Annotated in this window: 19 protein-coding genes; 16 read left to right on the top strand and 3 right to left on the bottom strand. The window is 44.2% G+C overall.

Annotated elements, in window-relative coordinates; translation table 11 throughout:
- Positions 1 to 62 precede the first annotated feature (62 nt).
- From flgG to DFP81_RS05285, 16 genes are all read left to right on the top strand, one after another.
- Complete coding sequence (gene flgG, locus DFP81_RS05360) at positions 63 to 848, top strand: flagellar basal-body rod protein FlgG (protein ID WP_115896746.1); 786 nt, start codon at positions 63 to 65, stop codon at positions 846 to 848.
- A gap of 15 nt (positions 849 to 863) precedes the next feature.
- Positions 864 to 1718, top strand: coding sequence for a flagellar basal body L-ring protein FlgH (locus tag DFP81_RS05355; protein WP_115896745.1), 855 nt, complete (start codon positions 864 to 866; stop codon positions 1716 to 1718).
- A gap of 64 nt (positions 1719 to 1782) precedes the next feature.
- Positions 1783 to 2874, top strand: coding sequence for a flagellar basal body P-ring protein FlgI (locus DFP81_RS05350; RefSeq protein ID WP_115896744.1), 1092 nt, complete (start codon positions 1783 to 1785; stop codon positions 2872 to 2874).
- An 8-nt stretch (positions 2875 to 2882) separates the two neighbouring features.
- Positions 2883 to 3887, top strand: a complete 1005-nt coding sequence (gene flgJ, locus DFP81_RS05345; protein WP_115896743.1) for a flagellar assembly peptidoglycan hydrolase FlgJ — start codon at positions 2883 to 2885, stop codon at positions 3885 to 3887.
- A gap of 98 nt (positions 3888 to 3985) precedes the next feature.
- Positions 3986 to 5962, top strand: a complete 1977-nt coding sequence (gene flgK, locus DFP81_RS05340) for a flagellar hook-associated protein FlgK (protein ID WP_115896742.1) — start codon at positions 3986 to 3988, stop codon at positions 5960 to 5962.
- 4 nt (positions 5963 to 5966) lie between these two features.
- Complete coding sequence (gene flgL / locus DFP81_RS05335) at positions 5967 to 7259, top strand: flagellar hook-associated protein FlgL (RefSeq protein WP_115896741.1); 1293 nt, start codon at positions 5967 to 5969, stop codon at positions 7257 to 7259.
- Positions 7260 to 7284: 25 nt separating this feature from the next.
- The gene (locus DFP81_RS05330) at positions 7285 to 8847 is read left to right on the top strand and encodes an HD-GYP domain-containing protein (protein WP_115896740.1); all 1563 of its coding nucleotides are present in this window, start codon (positions 7285 to 7287) and stop codon (positions 8845 to 8847) included.
- Positions 8848 to 9050: 203 nt separating this feature from the next.
- Positions 9051 to 9938: a flagellin N-terminal helical domain-containing protein gene (locus tag DFP81_RS05325; RefSeq protein ID WP_115896739.1), complete on the top strand. Its 888-nt coding sequence runs from the start codon at positions 9051 to 9053 to the stop codon at positions 9936 to 9938.
- A 348-nt stretch (positions 9939 to 10286) separates the two neighbouring features.
- Complete coding sequence (locus tag DFP81_RS05320) at positions 10287 to 11168, top strand: flagellin N-terminal helical domain-containing protein (protein ID WP_115896738.1); 882 nt, start codon at positions 10287 to 10289, stop codon at positions 11166 to 11168.
- Positions 11169 to 11244: 76 nt separating this feature from the next.
- A complete protein-coding gene (locus tag DFP81_RS05315; RefSeq protein ID WP_115896737.1) occupies positions 11245 to 11664 on the top strand; it encodes a flagellar protein FlaG in 420 nt (139 codons plus the stop codon).
- Between the two features lie 41 nt (positions 11665 to 11705).
- On the top strand, positions 11706 to 13145 hold the full coding sequence (gene fliD, locus DFP81_RS05310; protein ID WP_115896736.1) for a flagellar filament capping protein FliD: 1440 nt from the start codon (positions 11706 to 11708) through the stop codon (positions 13143 to 13145).
- A 33-nt stretch (positions 13146 to 13178) separates the two neighbouring features.
- Entirely contained in the window at positions 13179 to 13613 is a 435-nt protein-coding gene (fliS, locus tag DFP81_RS05305) for a flagellar export chaperone FliS (RefSeq protein WP_115896735.1), read from the top strand.
- Positions 13613 to 13906, top strand: coding sequence for a hypothetical protein (locus DFP81_RS05300; protein WP_115896734.1), 294 nt, complete (start codon positions 13613 to 13615; stop codon positions 13904 to 13906). Before fliS ends, DFP81_RS05300 begins: the two co-directional genes overlap by 1 nt.
- A complete protein-coding gene (locus DFP81_RS05295; protein WP_115896733.1) occupies positions 13896 to 16004 on the top strand; it encodes a motility associated factor glycosyltransferase family protein in 2109 nt (702 codons plus the stop codon). Before DFP81_RS05300 ends, DFP81_RS05295 begins: the two co-directional genes overlap by 11 nt.
- Before the next feature lie 9 nt (positions 16005 to 16013).
- The gene (pseI, locus tag DFP81_RS05290; protein ID WP_115896732.1) at positions 16014 to 17033 is read left to right on the top strand and encodes a pseudaminic acid synthase; all 1020 of its coding nucleotides are present in this window, start codon (positions 16014 to 16016) and stop codon (positions 17031 to 17033) included.
- Positions 17030 to 18019 (top strand): PseG/SpsG family protein, encoded by a 990-nt coding sequence (locus DFP81_RS05285; protein ID WP_115896731.1) that lies wholly within the window; start codon positions 17030 to 17032, stop codon positions 18017 to 18019. The genes pseI and DFP81_RS05285 overlap by 4 nt, the downstream gene beginning before the upstream one ends.
- Here DFP81_RS05285 and pseF read toward each other — a convergent pair.
- From pseF to pseB, 3 genes are read right to left on the bottom strand one after another with little or no spacing between them, the layout of a single operon-like run.
- On the bottom strand, positions 18016 to 18714 hold the full coding sequence (pseF, locus tag DFP81_RS05280) for a pseudaminic acid cytidylyltransferase (RefSeq protein WP_115896730.1): 699 nt from the start codon (positions 18712 to 18714) through the stop codon (positions 18016 to 18018). The two genes, DFP81_RS05285 and pseF, sit on opposite strands and share 4 nt — an antisense overlap.
- Positions 18711 to 19898: a UDP-4-amino-4,6-dideoxy-N-acetyl-beta-L-altrosamine transaminase gene (pseC, locus tag DFP81_RS05275; protein WP_115896729.1), complete on the bottom strand. Its 1188-nt coding sequence runs from the start codon at positions 19896 to 19898 to the stop codon at positions 18711 to 18713. Before pseC ends, pseF begins: the two co-directional genes overlap by 4 nt.
- Positions 19891 to 20880, bottom strand: coding sequence for a UDP-N-acetylglucosamine 4,6-dehydratase (inverting) (gene pseB / locus DFP81_RS05270; RefSeq protein ID WP_115896728.1), 990 nt, complete (start codon positions 20878 to 20880; stop codon positions 19891 to 19893). The genes pseC and pseB overlap by 8 nt, the downstream gene beginning before the upstream one ends.
- Positions 20881 to 20896 lie beyond the last annotated feature (16 nt).

Raw genomic sequence — 20896 nt, 5'->3', positions numbered from 1 at the left:
ATTTTTAAGTATTTCATTTTTTAGTATTCAAAAATTTACCAGTTATAACAAAAGAGGCTTCTATGAATTCAGCGCTGTGGGTAAGTAAAACAGGTTTAAGCGCCATGGATAAACAGCTTAATGTTGTTGCCAATAATTTGGCTAATGTATCAACAACGGCGTTTAAAAAAGACCGTGCTGTGTTCGAAGACTTAATGTACAAAACGGTTCGTGCCCCTGGCGGACTGAGTGCGCAAAATGCGGAATTACCTTCCGGTCTGCAGTTGGGTACTGGTGTTAAGGTTGGCGCAACCCAGAAAGATTTTTCTGATGGTGACTTTAACGTAACAGACAGAAAACTAGACGTGGCTATTCAAGGGCGAGGTTTTCTTCAGGTATTACAGCCAGATGGCACTATGGCTTATACCCGCAATGGTAGTTTGCAGTTGAACAGTGACGGAAATTTAGTCACTTCTAATGGCTTGTTAATCGACCCAGGTATTCAAATTGACCCAGATGTAACAGAAATTGATATTGCACAAGATGGTGTGGTGTCTGTGAAAAAAGCTGGGCAGGCAGACATGCAGCAAGTAGGGGCTATTAATTTGGCTGGTTTTGTTAACCCTACAGGGCTTGACTCTATCGGCGCGAATTTATACACAGAAACCAATGCAAGTGGCCCTGCGATTGTTGGTGCTCCAGGAACGGATTCTTTAGGAACACTTGGCCAGGGTATGTTGGAAGCCTCAAATGTGAATTCGATTGAAGAGCTGGTGAACATGATTACCACTCAGCGAGCTTATGAGATGAACTCTAAAGTGATTGCATCAGCAGATGGTATGATGAGCTTTGCTATACAGCAGCTTTAGGATTGGTGTGCCAATATGAATATCAAATTAGCGGTCTTAGTGCTATTAGCAAGCTGTTTAAGTGGTTGTTTAACATGGGATATAGATCAGCAAGAAGTGGCTAATGCCGCAGCGGCAGGAGCGGGCGCTGCGGCGGTAGATGCGGTAGCCGATGCGGTTGCGGATGACGACGAAGAGGCGGCTGAAGCGGAGCCAGAACCGGAACCAGTCCCTCGCAAAGGTTATGTGCCTGATCCAGCAAACCCTATGTCTGGCCCTAAAACGACAGAGCATATTCAATCAGATGATCCCGCTTACGCACCAGTATACCCAGATGGTGTTAACGCACCTCAGGCTCCTAGTGGAGGCATTTATAATACCAGTATGGGAGATGTGTTTTTTGGTGATCAAACCGCGAGCAAAGTGGGTGATATTTTAACGATCAACCTTAATGAGAGTACGACGTCCACTAAGGCAAACACAGCCGCTATTTCCAAAACTGCTTCAGCGACCATTCCAGATCCTAAAGTGTTAGGGCAAACCTTGAATATGGATACCGATGTCCCTGCTCAAACAACGAATTTTTCAGGTAATGCTTCGGCGGATCAGAACAACAGCCTAGCGGGCATTATTACGGTGACTGTCTACCGAGTTTATCCCAATGGTTTGATGGCAGTGCGCGGTGAAAAGTGGCTTAAATTGAATCAGGGGAATGAGTATTTGCGTTTCACTGGCGTGGTGAGAAAAAGGGATATTGCTCCAGATAATACGGTTGATTCTGAACGTGTTGCCGATGCCCGAATTACATACTCTGGCACTGGGGAAGTGGCAGCAGGAAGTGAGCAAGGCTGGGTGAGCCGGTTATTAAACTCTCGAGACATGCCAAATTAATCTAGCGGCATAGTTGCACGCTAACATATCGTTTTGGCCTGTTGCCTTAACATGGGTGATAAAGATGAAACAAATAACATTAATCTTAACCTTGCTTCTCTCTTTTGGGGTGCAAGCAGAGCGTTTAAAAGACATTGCCAGTGTTCAAGGGGTAAGGGATAACCAGTTGTTTGGTTATGGCTTGGTAATAGGCTTGAATGGCACAGGGGACAGTACACCGTTTACCAATCAGAGTTTTGCTAGCATGTTGTCTCGATTTGGTGTGACTTTACCAGCTGGGGTAACAGCAACCTCTAAAAATGTTGCGGCGGTTTCTTTAACGGCGACCTTGCCACCCTTCTCAAAACCAGGTCAAAAAATCGATATTACGGCTTCGTCCATTGGTAATGCTGCTTCTTTACGTGGTGGCACCCTCTTGTTGTCCACGTTAAAGGGGGCAGATGGTCAGGTTTATGCAGTGGCGCAAGGTAATTTGGTGGTCGGTGGATTAGGGGTTGATGGTGCCGATGGTTCTCGTTCGTCATTAAGTATTCCTACCGTGGGCTTAATTCCTAATGGGGCAAGTGTCGAGCGCTCTGTGCCTAACAGTTTTGATAATGGCGATACGCTGACCTTTAATTTAAATCGACCTGACTTTACGACGGCAAAACAAGTAACGGATAAAATTAATGGTTTATTAGGGCCTGGAGTGGCGCGTACCTTAGATGCCACCTCAATTCGGGTTACCGCGCCTCGTGATTCAAGTCAGCGTGTTACTTTCTTGTCTATCTTGGAAAATTTAGATGTGGAAGTGGGGGAAGAAAGGGCGCGTATTGTGATTAACTCTCGAACCGGCACGATCGTCATTGGTCAGCATGTAAAAGTGTCTCCGGCGGCGATAACCCATGGTAGTTTAACCGTCACGATTAATCAGGCTCCTCCGGTCCCTGGGCAAGACGGCACACTTACTGGTGGTGAGACGATATTATCGCCTCGCAACAACAATGTTCAGGTCGATAAGAATAGCGGTCATATGTTTGTCTTTGATCCGGGTACCTCATTGAATGATATTGTACGAGCAGTGAATCAAGTGGGGGCGGCTCCTGGTGATGTGATGGCTATTTTAGAAGGCCTAAAAGAAGCGGGCGCGATCAACGCCGACTTTGTGGTGATATAGGCGAGTATATGAAAGCAGTTTCCTCTGATGATTTTTTCGGTAATTTTTCGGCCTTGTCGGCGCTAAAGACAAAGGCGCAAAAAGACCCTGAAACAGCATTAAAAGACGTTGCTCAGCAGTTTGAGTCCATCTTTATTAATATGCTGCTTAAAAATATGCGAGCCAGTAACGAGTCAATTGGCAGTGGCCTTTTTTCTAGTGCTCAAACAAAACAATATCAAGATATGATGGATTCTCAAATGTCTCAGACACTCGCGAGATCGGGTGGAATTGGCATTTCCGAGGCGTTAATAAGGCAATATGAGGGAAAAGGTAGTGCTGCCGCCTCAAGCCATGATGATACGGATTTATTAACGCGTATATCTAACCAAGATTTAGTCAGAGTCCAGGCCTTAGCGCAAAAAGCATCAACGGAATTTGTGCAAGCGGTGCAAAAAGAAATGGCGGAAAAAACGTCTTTGGAAGCGGCTAAAGATAATTTGTCTGGCGCTACCCCTGTTGCTGGTGTGGCTGCTGAAGTAAAGCCATCTGCTCGTTCTGTGGCGTTTGATTCACCAGAATCATTTGTCCAAACGTTATGGCCACATGCACAAGAGGCGGCTGAAAAGCTGGGCGTTAATCCTAAGGCTATCTTAGCGCAAGCTGCCCTAGAAACTGGCTGGGGAAAATACCCCATTGCCAAAGAAGACGGCAGCGCGAGCTTTAATCTTTTTGGTATTAAAGCAGACAGCCGCTGGCAAGGTGATCGAGCCGTTGTGAATACCTTGGAATATCGAGATGGCATTGCAAAGCAGGAGAAAGCGGCGTTTCGAGCGTACGACTCTTTTTCGCAAAGCTTTAATGACTACGCTGATTTTTTGACCACCAGTGATCGTTATAAAGAAGCTTTGCAAGCCGGCAAGGATGCGTCAAGTTTTGCCGCCTCTTTGCAAAAAGGAGGGTACGCAACGGACCCTAAGTACTCTGATAAAATTAACCATATTCTGTCCAGCAAGTGGTTTGAGTCTCTATAACGTACAGATGTTGTTTTTCATGGTTTGGTAAAGTTCTTGCAGAGCTTGCCGATAGTTTATTACGTAAAATGCTTTTTCATGTTCTAGAGGTGTGAGCGATGGGCTCTGGTTTATATTCAATTGGTTTGTCGGGATTACAGAGTAGTAATGCTCGTATCAATACGACTGGTCAAAATACCGCCAATGTGGATACGGAAGGCTATAGCCGCCAAAAAACTGCCACGGTCAGTTCGCCAACTGGCGCAGTACGTATTCAAGATACCTCGCGTATTGTAGACAAGTTTGTTAATGATCAGGTAAGAACAGACACCTCTTCCCATGCTTACTACGACACCTATCACTCTATGATGTCTACCGCAGATGGCTTGTTAGGTGAAAATAGCGTGTCGTTAAACAACTATCTTAACAAGGCGTTTAAATCCTTACATGAGGTGAATAACGACCCGACCTCCTCATCGCTTCGAGAGTTAGCGCATTCTAGCTTGAAAGACCTAACTGAACATTATCATACCTTGTCAAAGCTAGTCGGAGAGCAAAAAACCATTGCGGATAAGCAAACGCAAACCTCACTAGGTGAGTTGAATAATCTGACTCGTCAAGTCGCTCATCTGAATAGCCAAATACTGCAAGAAGAAACGGGTTCCACCTCTCCTGCTAACGAGTTGCGAGATCAGCAGGAATTATTAGCCAAAGAAATCGCCAGTTATGTGAATGTAAAAGTACAGTATGCGGATAATGGAGTAATGACCGTACATCTTGGTAGTGGTCAGCCTTTGGTTATGGATAAAACGGCGACAGTGTTAAAAGCGGTGCCTGATGTTAATAACCCTAGTCAGAAAAAGCTCTTTATTGATTTTGGTAAATACCAAGTGGCAGCAAAGACAGAACACCTTGGTGGGTCTATCGGTGCGTTAATGGATTATCAGACAGAATTCGCTGAAAAGAGTGATAGAGAGTTAGGCTTGAACGCTATCTCTATTGCTGATGCGATGAATCAACAGAATGGTTTGGGATTGGATGCGGCTGGCGCTTTTGGTAATGACCTGTTTAAGATAGGTGATATTAAAGTTTATGCTGACGCGGAAAACAAGGGTGAGGCGAATGATATCGCTGTGCATGTTAGCGCGGGAAAATCTGCTGATGTTGCGCTTGGTAGCTATGAGTTGGCGAAAACCGATGATAACCAATTCACCATTAAAGTGTTTGATTTGGATGGAAAAGCAAGCCCAAAATCCACCTTACTAGACCTGACTACAGCACAGGCGGATAAAAATGGTGATTACCACTTGGATGGTTTAGGGGTGAGTGTTCATCTTGGTGATTTAAACGATTACGAACTGCATGATACCTATCGTTTTTCGCCTACCGACGGTGCGGCTTCAGCCATCTCTATCGCGGCTAAAAATGGCGATGATATTGCTTTAAGTGCTCCTCTAGGGGTGACGACGAACCCCAATAACTTATCTGATGCCAGCTTGAGTTTAACCTCGGTAACAAATACAGACCCAAGCAGTTCGGCTTTTTCAGTGAATGGTGAGCTTTATCCTGTCGCCCCACACAGCATTTATTTCACATCAGACAATGCATATGAAGTGCGTGATGAGCAAGGTAACGTCCTTTCTTCTGTGAATGATGCCCAAGATTTCAAGGATTTGCTGGCCCAAGCGGGGCTGGCTGAAGAGGCAGGTTTTGATGTGTCCATCTCATCTTCCCCTAAGGCGGGCGATGAATTTAGCATGAGTATGGGGGATCTCGGCTCGGCAGATAACTTTAATGGTCTGCAGTTAGCGAACTTACAAAACCAATCTCTTGTATCAGGGAAGACAACACTGGCAGAAGCCTTTTCTGACATGGTTACCTCGGTTGGTAGCAAAAGTGCTGCATTAGAGACTAATCGCCAGTCTAGTGAAGTGGTAATGAATCAAAGTATTGCTAGGCGTGATGAAGTATCCAGTGTGAGTTTAGATGAAGAAGCAGTGAATTTATTGAAATATCAACAGTCCTACTCTGCAGCTGCACAAGTTATTACGGCGGCGAGAACCACCTTTGATGCACTGCTAGGGGCTGTGAGGTAAGCTTATGAGAGTCACTAATAACTTAATTTATGGGCAATCTAGCCAAGCGATCTCAAAAGCAAATGATCGCTATATGGATATTAATAAGAAAATCTCTGAACAGACGAGTATTGTTAAGCCTAGCGATAACCCGGTTGGTACCGGCCAGGTGCTGCAGTATGAAAACAGCTCAAGTCAATTAAAGCAGTACGACGGTAATATGAAGATGGCGAAAAGCCATCTTGAGTATGAAGAGGTGGCTTTAGACAGTTTAAATGGCTTCCTAGATGATGCTCGAACCTTGTTCATTCAAGCAGAAAATACTGCAAATACTCAAGATGACTTAAATGCTATTACCGAACAGATTTCGAAAATGGTCGACTCTATGGCGGATTTGATGAATTCAAAGAGCGCCGATGGCAGTTACATTTTTGCGGGTACAGACATTAGTAGTCCCGCTTTTACACTGCGTCCAGATGGTCGCTATGATTGGACTGGTAATGAAGGGCAAAAGTTTGCTCAGATATCAGAAAATAGAAAAATTCCTATTAATGATACCGGTAAACAGTTGTTTCAGGATGTATGGACGCGGAATAACTTTACCGCAACCTTGTTAGCGGGAAACGTCTCTTTAAGTGCCAAGGTGCATGATGAAGGCGACTTTGATGCTTTTTTAAGTGACAACTACAGTGCCACCAGTGGTGTCGCGAATAATTTTGTTTTGACGACTACTCCGTTAGGTGCTGCTGCTGACGCTCAGGCCGAAGCACAGTTACCGCCAGAAGACGGAGAGAAAGTGCCTTTTTATTCTGGTCCGCCGGGCGAGTATTCATTGATGGACTCTACTGGTAATCTTGTCGCCTCTGGTGTGTATGAACCGAATCAACCGCTTATAATCAATGGTATGTCTTTTGTTATTAAGGGGGCACCTGGTGCAGCAATAGAAGTTTCGCTAAATCCGCCGAAACGTGACAATGTTCTGAACCAATTAAAAGATGCTATTGCGGTGTTGCGTGATAAGAATGCAACATCGGATGAAAAAGATGCAGCCCTTCATGATGCCCAAGTCAGTGTTGTGAATACTCAAGCGTCAATTGGAGAAGGCCGTTCTTCAGTCGGTGCTCGTTTAAACACATTATCTGAGCGAGGCGATTTTAGTTCGGCTAATCAGTTGTCAAATATTATGGCCCAAGATAGGGTTGCTGGATTGGATATGGGGGCGGCCGCGACAGAGTTGTCGATGGCTGAATCCGCCCTTACTTCTTCACAAAAGCTGTTCTCTCGGGTCAGTAATTTATCTTTGTTTAATAAAATTTGATCTCAATCACTCAAGGTAATCGGAAATGACATCATTTCAGATAGAGTCATGCTTTGGGGCTGAAATCGGTGCTGGATATTTTGATATCGATGAAATACTCGATATTTTTAAGATAAAAAATGCGGTTGTTAACCATAAACGTGCTAAAAAATTGATTCTTGAACATGGACGTAAAGAACGCATAGTGAGTGTGGTTCTGCGGCAATTAGCACTTGATGAAGTTCGCCCTGTTCTAGAAAGTAAAATGCTTCCTTTTGATCCTTATTTTAATGACGATCAGTTGTTAAATAGTCGGCAGGATCGATTGTATGACGCTCAAGAGCGTTTCTTAATGTTGTGCTTTTCCATTGCGACAGGCAAATCTGTTCGTAGTCTCAAAAAACTTCATGAAGGATTGTCGTCTAAAGAGTGGCGTGAAAAGTCGATTAAAGGCGGCAATTTATTTCGCTATTTTCGACAGGAGTTAAACGATAATACGCGAGAATATATTCTTTCGTATAAGGCTAGGTTGGAGTCTATTGAGCCTGATCGAGAGGGGAGAAAACGTGTTCCTAAAGTGGAGGCGAAGCCGCTCGCGACACCAGAGCCCAAGGCGACCCGCGAGCCTAGCATTGCTCAGTCCGATAAAGGAATAACGAAACGATCAAACATTGAGCCGACTGGTTTTAATGATGAAGTGGTCACTGCGTTTCGCCTATTTGAAGATGGTCACTCACTATTGCTTGAGCAAGTAGAGCGTTTTAAGCAAGGTAACCAGCTCGATATTGATGGTCTAGCGCAATTTTGTTCTCGCCTTATTGAGTCCTATTCAAGAAACCCTCACGCTTTAATGGCGATTCGCCATTTGAAGGATGCTTCAGCTTATATTGCACAACATGCGATGGGAATGGCTGTGTTAGGTATTCACTTTGCTCGCTCTATGAAGCTATCAGAGGCTTATGTTGATGTGATTGCATTGGGGGCTTTATTGTTTGATCTGGGGCGTTTTCGCTTACCCACTGCGATGATTAATAAAACAACCAGAATGACTGATGGTGAATTTGATTTGTTTCGCAAACATATTCAGTTAGGTGAGCAAATCGTGAGGCGCTCAAATAACATATCTAAGGTTATCTATCATATGTTATTGGATCACCATGAGCGAGTAGATGGAGCGGGTTATCCTAAAGGGAAAGTGGGGAAAGAGATTTCTATTTATGGCAAGATAGCGGCCATTATAGATGCTTATGACGCCCTGACTTCTGAGCAAGTTCATCAAAAGTCCATGGGGCCAGTGCGAGCCAGACGACAGCTTATTAAAGAAGCTGGCTTGGCGTTTGATAAAAACTTGTTGGCTGTATTTCTAAAAAGTATTGGTAGGATTCCAGTGGGCTCTTGTGTGTCTTTGTCAAATGGTCGAGTTGGTTTTGTGCTCACTCTAAGCCATGATTTTCAGCCGGCGCTCGTGCGACAGGTTTATAGTGTGAATAATAAGACCTTCATTGCTTCTACTGATATCGATCTATCTAAGCCTGGTACCAGCGTTGAAGTAGTAGGTGAAGTCGATGCGCAAAAATTCGGCTTGCAATTCATTAACCATCTGATTTAACCCTAGCCAGTGATAACTGGCTCTCTCCTTTTATATTTATCTCGTTGCACCTTGGCTTGCGTAAAAAAAACTTAAAAAAGATTAAAAAAAAGCTAAAGGTGCCAACGCTCTTGCCGATAACTAAATCATACAGGCAAACAATCAAATAACTAATTAAATCAAACGGTTGTTGGTCGAGATTTTAATGTTTAGGAGAGAAACAAATGGCTTTATATGTAAATACCAACACGTCTTCATTAAATGCTCAGCGTCAATTGATGCAGTCAGGAAAAACACTAGATACAGCTTTTCAGCGTTTGTCTTCTGGCCACCGAATCAACAGTGCAGCAGATGATGCCGCCGGCTTGCAAATCAGTGATCGACTGACTTCTCAGGTTAACGGGTTAAATCAGTCAGTGCGAAATGCTAACGATGGTATTTCTCTTGCGCAAACTGCAGAGGGTGCGTTGGACGAAACGACTAACATGTTGCAGCGTATGCGTACTTTGTCTATTCAGTCCGCCAATGGTTCAAACACAGACGAAGATAGAGCCGCGCTTCAGCAAGAAATGGCTCAATTATCTAAAGAGGTTAACCGAGTCGCAGATACAACCACTTTTGGTGGTCGTAACTTGCTAGACGGTACTTATGAAGGTGTGTTTCAGGTGGGTGCTGATGCAAATCAGACGATTAGTTTTACCATGCAGTCTGGTGGCGCCGCTAATTCGATTGATTTTGCAGGTAATGGTGGTTTTACCATGTCTGGCTTGTCTGCCGGTGCTGTTACCCCTCAAGTATCTGAAACATTGGCGTCAGTTTCTAGTATGGCCAATGCACAAAGTATGATTTCTGTATTGGATACCATGATTTCTGCTGTAGACACCAAGCGAGCAGAATTAGGTGCGGTACAAAACCGTTTTAGCTCAACCATTAATAACTTGAGCAATATCACAGAGAACGTTTCCGCGGCGCGCTCTCGAATCAAAGATGCAGATTTTGCAGAAGAAACCGCGTCACTAACCAGTGCACAAATTCTTCAGCAAGCCAGCAGTAGTATGCTTGCGCAAGCCAATCAACGACCACAAACAGCGTTGTCATTATTGGGTAATTAATTACATTTATAAGGGCGGTACTATAGGTGCCGCTTACTTTGTTGTTTCGAATTTTTCGAAGCAGGCTACTTCTCTCTCCTAGAAGTGGCTTTTGGCCAGGTGGGAATATTGTCATCTGGCTTTTTTATGCCTGAAATTTACCCAAAATACACATTTGTTTAGATGTTTATAAACAAAATAAAAGTGATGTTTTTCAATGTCTTAGGAATGAAATTACCTTGTGGTGGGATCATTTTTGCCGCTATTAGGTAAATAATTGCCATAAATTGCTAAAGTTTTATAAAGCTCCGTCGATATCAAGGACGAGTACTGCTTTTTTGCAGGATTTCTGAAATCTTTGGAGGCTATATGGCTCTTTATGTAAACACGAATGCCTCATCTCTTAACGCTCAGCGTCAATTGATGAATTCAGGGAAAACGTTAGACACAGCTTTCCAGCGATTGTCTTCTGGTAGTCGAATCAACAGTGCTGCTGACGATGCTGCAGGTTTGCAAATTTCCGATCGTTTAACCTCTCAGGTTAATGGTTTGAATCAATCTGTACGTAACGCCAACGATGGTATTTCTTTGGCTCAAACGGCTGAAGGTGCATTGGACGAAACGACAAATATGCTTCAGCGTATGCGTACTTTGTCTTTGCAGTCTGCGAACGGGTCTAATACAGACGAAGATCGCTCTGCCTTGCAGCAAGAAATGTCTCAATTATCTGAAGAAATCAACCGTGTTGCATCGGACACTACTTTTGGTGGTCGTAACTTGCTAGACGGTACTTATGATGGTGTCTTCCAAGTTGGTGCAGACTCTAATCAAACCATCAGTTTTAATATGAAAGACGCGGGTGCGAATGGATCTATTGATTTTGCCGGTAACGGTGGTTTCACTATGTCTGGTTTGTCTAGCCAAGCTTCTTCTCAAGTAAGTATATCTACAGCGTCCATCACGTCTATGGCGAATGCTCAGAGTATGATCGGTGTTCTTGATTCTATGATCTCTGCCGTGGACTCTAAGCGTGCTGAGCTAGGTGCGGTACAAAACCGTTTTGGCTCTACTATTAATAACCTTAGTAATATTACAGAAAACGTATCTGCCGCTCGTTCTCGAGTGAAAGACGCGGACTTTGCTCAAGAAACTGCCGCACTAACCAGTGCACAGATTTTGCAGCAAGCTAGCTCGTCGATCCTGTCACAAGCAAACCAACGTCCTCAAACCGCGTTGTCTTTATTGAGATAGTCCTTTCGAGATAGTCTTACATAGCTAAAAGCTGGGGCAATGCCTCAGCTTTGTCTGTTTTTAGAGGACCTGAGGTATGTCAATTAGTTCTAGCGATCTTTCTAAACAAGCTTTACACAGTATGTCTCTTAGGCCAGAGCAACATACTTCGAATGAATTTACTGCACGAAAGCAACTTGAGTCTAAAGTTGTCCAAGCCTTGTCCGATACCAATAGAGTCGGTACTGATAAACCGCAAAGTCAAAGTGTTTCTCCCGAGCTTGAACCAAGCCAAGTGGAGAGCATGAATAGTAAAATGGCTCAATTAAATGTTCGTCTGTCATTTGAAACCACAGAAGATGGCGGCAGAAACATTGTGAAAGTTGTCGATCAATCTTCTGGTGATGTAGTGCGTCAAATTCCCACAGAAGATTTTTTGAAAATGTCAGAGCGAATCGATGATATTATTAGTGAGCTAAGTGATGTAAAAGGCACTTTGGTGAATAGTCGAGTGTGATACGTCATTTTGATAATGTCTAAAAGATCAGGAGAGAAGCTATGGCCGTTGGCTCATTGGGGGCTGGATCAGGAGTTGATCTAGAGTCACTTGTTAATAAAATGGTGAGCGCTCAGCGAGATGATAAAGTTAAGCTGTATAAAAACACCATTCAAGGTTATGACTCAAAACTATCAGCTTTAGGTTCTGTTGGCTCTGCCATCGATAGTTTTAAATCCAGTGTGGAAAAACTCAACGACAGTGATCTTTTTATTGGGCGTAACGCTGTTATCGATCAGCCTGATGATGACAAAGTATTGGATGTAACAGCAAACCGCAGTTCATCAAATGGCTCATATGAAATCAGTGTCAACCAAACCGCTAAAGGTAGCCGAGCTTTATCCACTCCAGGGTTATTCAGCTCAGGTGATGATGTTGTTACGGCCCGTGGCGGCGAGTTAACGTTCCGCGCAGGCGATCAGTCTTTTACATTGGATGTCTCACCTAAGACCACACTTTCTCAATTAAGACAGCAAATCAACACTGCAGAAGACAATTTTGGTGTATCGGCAAATTTGGTTGATAACGGAGCTGGAGATTTATTTTTTACTATCACTTCAGACAAAGAAGGGGATGGTAATTCTCTAACCATTTCGAACGTTCCTACGCCTTTATCCCAGTTAGCTATTTCAGACACGTTAACCAAAGACGAAAAAGAAGCGTTAGAAGATGCACCGACAAACCCAAGTGGTTTGTCTTTAGACAGCGTCTCTACAGAAGGTTTGTCTGCCGGTATGGCTGTGTCGGCAAATGATCAAGCGAGAGATGCCGTTATTACGGTAGATGGCATCGCCATTCGCAATGACAGTAATACTTTCGATAAAGCTGTGTCGGGATTAACGATTGATGCATTAGCGCTGACATCGAAACCGACAAAAGTTGATATTAGTTATGATGAAGAGACGGTAAAAGAAACCGTCAAAAGCTTTGTTTCATCTTATAATGATTTGGTCGGAATATTAGCTCAAAGCGCGGCCAAAGGCTCGGTGCTGAATGGTAATAGCATGGTTCGTAATCTACAGTCTTCGATGACCAGTAGTCTTATGTCAACCCATTCTGACACGGGTAAACTTTCCTCCGTTTTTGATCTAGGAATCAAAATGGGGAGTAAAGGAATGCTGAGCATCAATCAAGCCAAGCTTGATAAGGCCATCAGTCAGAATTACGACGAATTACCTGCCTTGTTTACCGGCAGCCAAGGGTTAGCAGGCTCTTTAGATAGGCTTCTAAACAGCTATTCTGGCCGTGATGGTATGAATCAGGCATTAAAGGATTCTATCCAAAAATCCAAAGACAATACCGAAGAAACGCTGCAATCGTATGAAGATCGCATGACGAAATATGAAGATTCTTTGAGGGATAAATTTACGAGCTTGGGGTCACAACTTTCTAATATGAAAGCCCAAGGGGAGTATTTAAATTCCACTCTAGGTAAGCTGTAAAATTGTTTAAATTGTAACAAAACGGGGTTGTGTATGTACGAGAAAAAAGGGATTCATGCTTATAAAAAGGACTCCTTGAAGTCTGATTTGGCCTCTGCCGATCCTCATCGAGTCATTCAGCTCTTAATGCAAGGTGCGTTAGAGCGACTTGCGCTGGGTAAAGGTTGTATAGCCCGAGCTGACTGGGCTGGGAAAGCGACTGCATTGACTAGTGCGGTTGAAATTATTAATAGTCTGCGTGATGCATTAGACCGTGATGTCAACCCAGAGCTGGTGGATAATCTGGAGTCTTTGTATGACTATATGACAGCGCAGATTACAGAGGCAAGTATTACTAAAGATACTGCAATTCTTGATCAGGTGATGGGGCTGCTTTTACAAATCAAAGGGGCTTGGGATCAGATTTCTGATATGGATAAGCAAAAGGCCTATGAAGATAGAAACCAAGCGCGTACAGGAACGGTTTAATGCTGGATGCGGCTCATCTGAAGCGCTCGATCGAGACGTTACAAACCGCACTTGAGGAAAAAGACAGTCAAGCAATACTCGTGTTTTGTGAACATAACGATGACTTTATCCGCACGATTGAGCCTTCTGGTAATGCTCAAATAGACGCTCAAATAAAACATTTTATAGTCTTACATCGACAAGCAATAGCGTTTATCCAGAGTCTTCACGATACGATGCAAGAGCAGCTTTTTCAGTCAACAAAAACACGTAAAGGCGTTAGCCAGTATAAAGGCGTAAAATATGCTAAATGAAAGCTCCCCTGTTTCTGTAGAGCAAGCAGAAGAATTTATTTTACTCTTTTCTCAAGGGTTAGAGCGGATTAAAGAGCATGATCAAGCTCTTACTGAGCGTTACCTTAAAAACATGGCGTTATTTGCCAGTGTTATGCCGCATATTTATGAAGAGTTTGTGAACTTCAAACCGCTAAAAAAACACATTTATATGGAAGCCAGCGGCGACCTGAACTTATTTCGGGAAGACGTTACAGCACCGCTTTTTTCCCAGCAGCCTAGGTTACAGTCGGAGCAAAAAGTATTGTCTTCGCTGGCATCGCCGAATAAAACCTTCCTCAATTTAGACAAAACTGATAACCACCCTAGCCGTCATGTGTTTTATAGCAACAAAATGATGGACGTCATAACTGAACAAAAAAAAGGACTTAAGAAACAGCAGGAGCTACCTGAATTTGTTGGTTCAGCGGTCTTTTTTGGTATTGAATTAGGGTATCAACTCGAAGCCTTCCTCGCGCGCCGAAACGTCAAACACCTATACCTATATGAATGCGATTTAGATTATTTTTATTATTCTTTGTTTGCGATAGATTGGCAGCCAATATTAGAAACGTTTAACACTGATGGGCGCACGATACACTTTTTTCTTGGTGTGGAGCCTGAAGAGTTCACAGAAAAGTACATTCTTCAATTAGCGGAGAATGGCTATTTTATGGCTCCTGAGACCTTTTTACATGTGGCTTATGGTAGTCCTGAAAATGACAGCGCTATCGCTTATTTTGAAAAGCATTATGCGCGTCAAGTGATGGGGTGGGGGTTTTTTGATGATGCCCTTATTGGCATTGCGCAAGGGTTACGCTCTTTGCCTAATACCAGATTGGCGCAATTTAAAGGGCGAGATGCCTTGCCTAAATGGGTAACGGATATTCCTGTTTTTATTTTAGGGAACGGCCCTTCTTTAGACCAAGGTATTGAATTAATTAAAGAGGTTCGCGATCAAGTTTTATTGGTCTGCTGTGGCTCGACCATCAATACTTTAAAGAAATTGGGCATCACTCCGGATATTCATGTCGATATTGAACGCATGAAACAGACAGTGGATAAGTTCTTGTTTCTTGATCAAGATTACCTAGATCAAATTTGGGGGCTGTCTGTTAATGTTATGCACCCTGAGTACTTTCAGTACTTTAAACGCTCCGGCATGGCGATGAAACCAGGGGAAGCGATAACCTCCTTGATTCTTAACCAAGCCCGTTCCCAAGGGGATATGAGTGACTATGTGCAGCTTAATTTCTGCAATCCGGTGGTGGCTAATTTAGCACTTTCTTATGTACAACTCTTTGGTTTTAATACAGTTTATTACCTTGGTGTGGACAATGGTTTTAAAGATAAAGGCAGCCACCATTCGATTCATAGTGGTTATTATAAAGACGGCAAAGAGTCAGGGTTTCAAAGTTTCCAAGATGCGAAGCTGATTGAGCGAGAAGGGAATTTTGGTGGTGTTATTTATGGCACTAATATTATGGAGACATCGAGGGTGCAGTTAGAGTCGCTTACTCGGCAGCTAAATAAGCGCCGTGGCTTTAACAGCTATAATTTGTCAGATGGGGCTAAAATAGAAGGTGTTGAGCCACTTAGGCCTGAAGATGTGATGATTTTAGACCCAAAGATTGACCATCAACACGTTATTGATTTGCTGGATCAAGCTTTCTTTACCACGCCCCCTCAGAGCCTATTAAATCAACCCCCTGAAACGCTGATTTCAGTGGATGATTTTCGTAAGGTAACACAGCTATTACAACAGGGCTGGGATGATTCTATTACAACACGAGAAGCTGTCTGTGACTTGTTATGGTCACATCATCGGACTATTTATTTTTTAAAAGGCAGTGTCCACAGACACCTTCAAGATCTATTGATTGGCTCTTTTACCTATTCGGCATTTTTGATGGTTAAGTTTATTTTTGAGCATGAAAATGAAGCTGAAGCCGTCCAGCGCGCCCAGGCTTTATTTGCCGTATGGTGTGAGTTTTTGGAAGAAATGCCCAGTCTAGTGCAGCAAGCTTCCGATTTTGTTGATCAGGGCAATGATCACCTTATTACCTTTTATAATGGCTAACGCTTATTTATGTTTGAAAATACGCCTTTTATTATTGCTGAGTTGTCTGGTAATCATGACCAGAACTTTGAATTAGCAAAGTCAATGATCCGCGCGGCGGCAGAAGCCGGTGTTGATGCGATTAAATTGCAAACTTACACACCAGATACCATGACGCTTGATGTTCGTCATGGTGAGTTTATGGTGTCAGAAAGCGATAGCCTGTGGCATGGCACTAATTTATACGATTTGTACGCGAAAGCATCGACACCTTGGGAATGGCATAAGCCTTTATTTGACTACGCTGAGTCCTTGGGGCTCGTTGCATTTAGCTCTCCTTTTGATTTGAGCGCAGTGGCATTTCTTGAGTCATTGGATGTGCCCTTATACAAAATTGCCTCGTTTGAAATGACCGACATTCCTTTGATTCAGGCTGTCGCTAAAACAGGTAAGCCGATTATTATGTCGACCGGTATGGCAAGCTTCGAAGAAATCGAAGAAGCCATTGCTGCCATCCGAGCGATTGGTGATAACCCTCTTACACTGCTTAAATGCACTAGTACTTACCCTGCTAAAATAGACGACTCCAATTTATTAACAATGGCGGATTTAGCAAAGCGAACCGGCTGCACTGTTGGTTTATCAGACCATACGCAAGGAATAGGGGCGGCGGTTGCTGCGACGGCGTTGGGTGCGACTGTGATTGAAAAGCATTTTGTACTGGATCGAGAGGCGGGTGGTGTGGATGCGGCTTTTTCTATCGAGCCGAGTGAAATGAAGGTCTTAGTCGAGACCTGTCGAAGTGCTAAAGCGGCGCTAGGAAAAGTAACTTATGGTGGTTCAGAAGCGGAGCAGAAAGCGAAAAAGTATCGTCGCTCTATTTATATTACCCAAGACCTTCCCGCGGGGACTGTGCTGTCTGATCAGCATCTGAAAATCATTCGCCCTTCTTTGGGGCTCGCACCTAAGCATTGGTCTGAGGTAATGGGCAGAACCCTCTCGTCTGATGTGCAAAAGGGGCAGCCTTTATTTTGGGAGCTTCTTGATTGAAAGCGCTAGTACGTGCCGATGCGTCTGTCGGCATTGGTATGGGGCATCGGGTGCGTTGTCAGGCACTGATTGCGGCCTTGCAAGCCTTGGGGTGGGATTGCCAGTTTGTTGTGCATCGAGCTTGCGCCACCTTTGCGCAACCAGAAGATCAATTGATTGACACAGAACAAGAGTTTCTTCAGCAGGCCGCGACAGTGGATCTAGTGATTTTAGATCACTACCAATATCAGGCAGCAGATATTGCTCGTTTATATCAATATCAAGCCAATTTATTGGTGTTGGATGACATGAATGAACGCGGTGCTTTTCCTGCCAGATGGGTACTAAACCCACTGCATGAAGAATACTCTCCACAGGTCCAAACTTCGTTAACTGGTCCTCAGTTTGCTTTATTACGGGCGGAATTTCAGAGCAAGCCTCAGGCGAGTCATTTTCCTGAAAAGTTATTGCTTACCCTAGGTGGAACAGACCCATTAATGCTGACATTGGGCATTTTGAAAAGCCTGCAGAGACGCCATTTCCCATTAGAGAAAATATTGGTTTTATGCGGTAAAAATGCGCTGAATAGTGAGGCGGTAAAAGCCTTTTCAGAACGCCATAAAATTGACTTTAAACAAGGCTTGTCAGAAGTTAGCCCTGTTATGAAGGAGGCAAAACTAGCAATCTCAGCAGCCGGAGGAACCTTGTTTGAGCTTGCTGCGATGGGAGTGCCAAGTATATTTGCTCAAGTGGCGGATAACCAAACCCGTTCATTGCAACAGCATGTGCCTCTGGGGTGGTGCCAAGCGGTACGTTTTGATCATCTGCCTGTTACTCAGCGCGCCAGCCAAATAGACGCATTGGTAGAGCAAGCATTACTAGCTTGGTCTGACACGCCTTGGTTGCAGGCGTCCAAACTGGTGGCCCAATCCCTTGTTGATGGCCAAGGTGCTGCTCGTGTTGCTCTGATTATCCATGAGGCACTTGCCAAACCTGGAAACGGCTAGCTATACAGCGCCATTAATTGTGTTAAACGTTGCCAATCTTCTTCCGTATCCAAATCTTGAATTCTGTGTCTTGGTAGCATTATAGGTTTGGACTTTTCTCCGAAAATATTCCCATCTTCTAGCCAGTCTTTAGTCGTTGCCCAATAAAACTGCCCCGCGTCATGAATGGCTTCCACTAGATCTTGTGATCGCTTTCCTATGTGTTCAGGAAACAGGGTAGTTAGTACACCCTTGTCGTTTAAATATAAGGCTCTTTGAATGGGAAAATCAAAGGTGCTTGCGGAGAAACAAAAGCTGGCATTGTCTAACGCGTGAAACCCTTCGATAAGATCGCTGGGGCGAAGTAAAGGGCAGGTGGCGTAGATCAAACAGGCCTCATTCGGCATTTGATTTTGGTCGATTAAAAAGCGTAATGCATGTTGCATCACTGGGGTCGTACCAGTAAAGGCGTCGGCCAAATTTTGGGGGCGTAGAAAAGGCGTTTCGGCACCATAGCTGCGGGCGACAGAGGCAATTTCCTGATCATCTGTTGATACAATGATACGATCGAATAACTGGCTCGCTTGGGCTGTTTCAATGGAGTAGGCCAGTAATGGCTTGCCATTGAGAAGACGAATATTTTTCCGAGGAATGCGTTGTGAGCCACCCCGAGCAGGAATGACCGCCACGCGTTGTAAAGACCTTGTTGGGCTCATGCTGACATTACTCTACTGGTAATCAAGGCGTGCTTTAACAACAATGCCACGCGATTTTGCTGGGTTTCATTTAACTCGCTATAAAGCGGCAAACTTAAGGTGCGTGCGTAATAATCTTCTGCAATAGGGCAGTGTCCTTGGCTAAAGCCAAGTGCTTGATAATAAGGTTGGGTGTGCACTGGAATATAGTGAACTTGAGTGCCTATGCCAGCTTGTCGCAATATATCAAATACTAATTTCCTCGCTGCTTTACTGGTTTTAGGCAATAAAATGGGAAACAAGTGCAGAGCAGAATAGTTGTCTGGCGCTTGGTGAGGTAGCGTAATAGGAAAGTCTTTGAGCTGTGTTTGGTAGTGTTGGAATTGCGCATGGCGTTGTTCGATAAAGGCATCCAAGCGTGCTAGTTGGGATAAACCAAGCGCCGCTTGCAGTTCGGTCATGCGATAATTAAAACCTAAGGTATGTTGTTCGTAGTACCAATCCCCAGGTTGCTGAGTCAGTTCGTTGGGTGACTTAGTGGTGCCTTGTTGGGCATGAGTTCGCATGTGTTGAGCGAGTGGGGCGTGATTTGTTACCGCCATCCCTCCTTCTCCGGAGGTTATTATTTTCACCGGATGAAAGCTAAATACGCAAATATCACTGAAGCGGCCATTGCCCACAGGCTGGCCTTGATAGGTACTGCCAATGGCGTGTGACGCGTCTTCAATAATTGCAAAACCGTATTCCTTGGCTAACGCGTGAATGGCTTGCATATCACAAGATTGACCAGCGAAATGCACCGGGATGACCACTTTGGGTAAGCGCTTCTGCCGCTTAGCTTGTTGCAGTTTTTTGGCGAGTTGAACGGCGCAAAGGTTGTAGGTTTGAGGGTCAATGTCCACGAAATCTACCTCTGCACCGCAATAGCGAGCACAGTTAGCGGATGCGATAAAAGTATTGGGAGATGTCCAGACTCGGTCCCCTGTGGTAACCCCTAAGGCCAAACAGGCCAGATGCAGTGCGGAGGTTGCACTGTTTGCGGCCACTGCATATTGAGCGCCAACTTTATTTGCTATGGCGTCTTCAAAAGCGGTTACTACCGGACCTTGGGTGAGAAAGTCGGACTTTAAGACATCCACCACAGCGGCAATGTCATCTTCGCTGATGGATTGTTTGCCGTATGGAATAAAACCAGAATTACTCATTAAAGGCGAGGATCTCGTCAACGGTTAAAAAATGAGGGTTATTACCGGATTGGTATTCAAACCCTGCGGTTACTAAGGTTCCTTGCTCTCCTGTTTTATTACGATCAAAGCGGATGTCATCTTGGTAGAACTTAATGCTAGGGGCTATGACATAATGATCTTTAAACTCAAAAGTATGAAATGAATCATCAGCAGGACACATGACTTCATGTAGCTTTTCACCAGGACGAATTCCCACTTCTTTGGTGGGAGTATGTGGCGCATAAGCTGCCGCTAAATCCATAATGCGTACGGAGGGGATTTTAGGGATAAAGATTTCGCCACCGTGCATACGGGTGAAATTGTGCAAAACAAAGTCGACTCCCATTGGTAAAGTGATCCAGAAACGGGTCATTTCAGGGTGAGTAATAGGAATGCTTTTGGCCCCTTCTTTGACTAGTTTTTGGAAGAAGGGAACGACGGACCCTCGCGAGCCAACTACATTGCCGTAACGGACGACAGAGAAGCGAGTACGGCCCTGCCCGACCATATTATTGGCTGCGACAAACAATTTATCGGAAGCCAGTTTTGTCGCGCCATAAAGGTTTATTGGTGCAGCAGCCTTGTCGGTTGATAGTGCAATGACTTTATCTACATTATTAGCAATGGCGGCCGCAATGACATTTTCCGCACCATGGATGTTGGTCTTGATGCATTCCATCGGGTTGTATTCCGCGGCGGGAACTTGTTTTAGGGCAGCCGCATGAATCACATAGTCAACATCACGCATGGCCTGAGTTAAGCGGTCTTTATCGCGCACATCACCGATGAAGTAACGCATGCAAGGCGCATCAAACACTTGCTGCATTTCGTATTGCTTTAGTTCATCACGAGAGTAAATTATGAGCCGTTTTGGCTGGTAGAGTGCCAACAGGGTTTTTACGTATTGGTGGCCAAAAGAGCCAGTACCACCAGTGATAAGAATACTTTTGTTGTTAAACATGGAATCAATACCAAAC

The sequence above is a fragment of the Marinomonas pollencensis genome, from assembly GCF_003387375.1.
In the GTDB taxonomy this organism is placed as follows: domain Bacteria; phylum Pseudomonadota; class Gammaproteobacteria; order Pseudomonadales; family Marinomonadaceae; genus Marinomonas; species Marinomonas pollencensis.
Note: the sequence above shows the minus strand (reverse complement) of the source record. Positions and strands in the feature narration are given on the sequence as shown.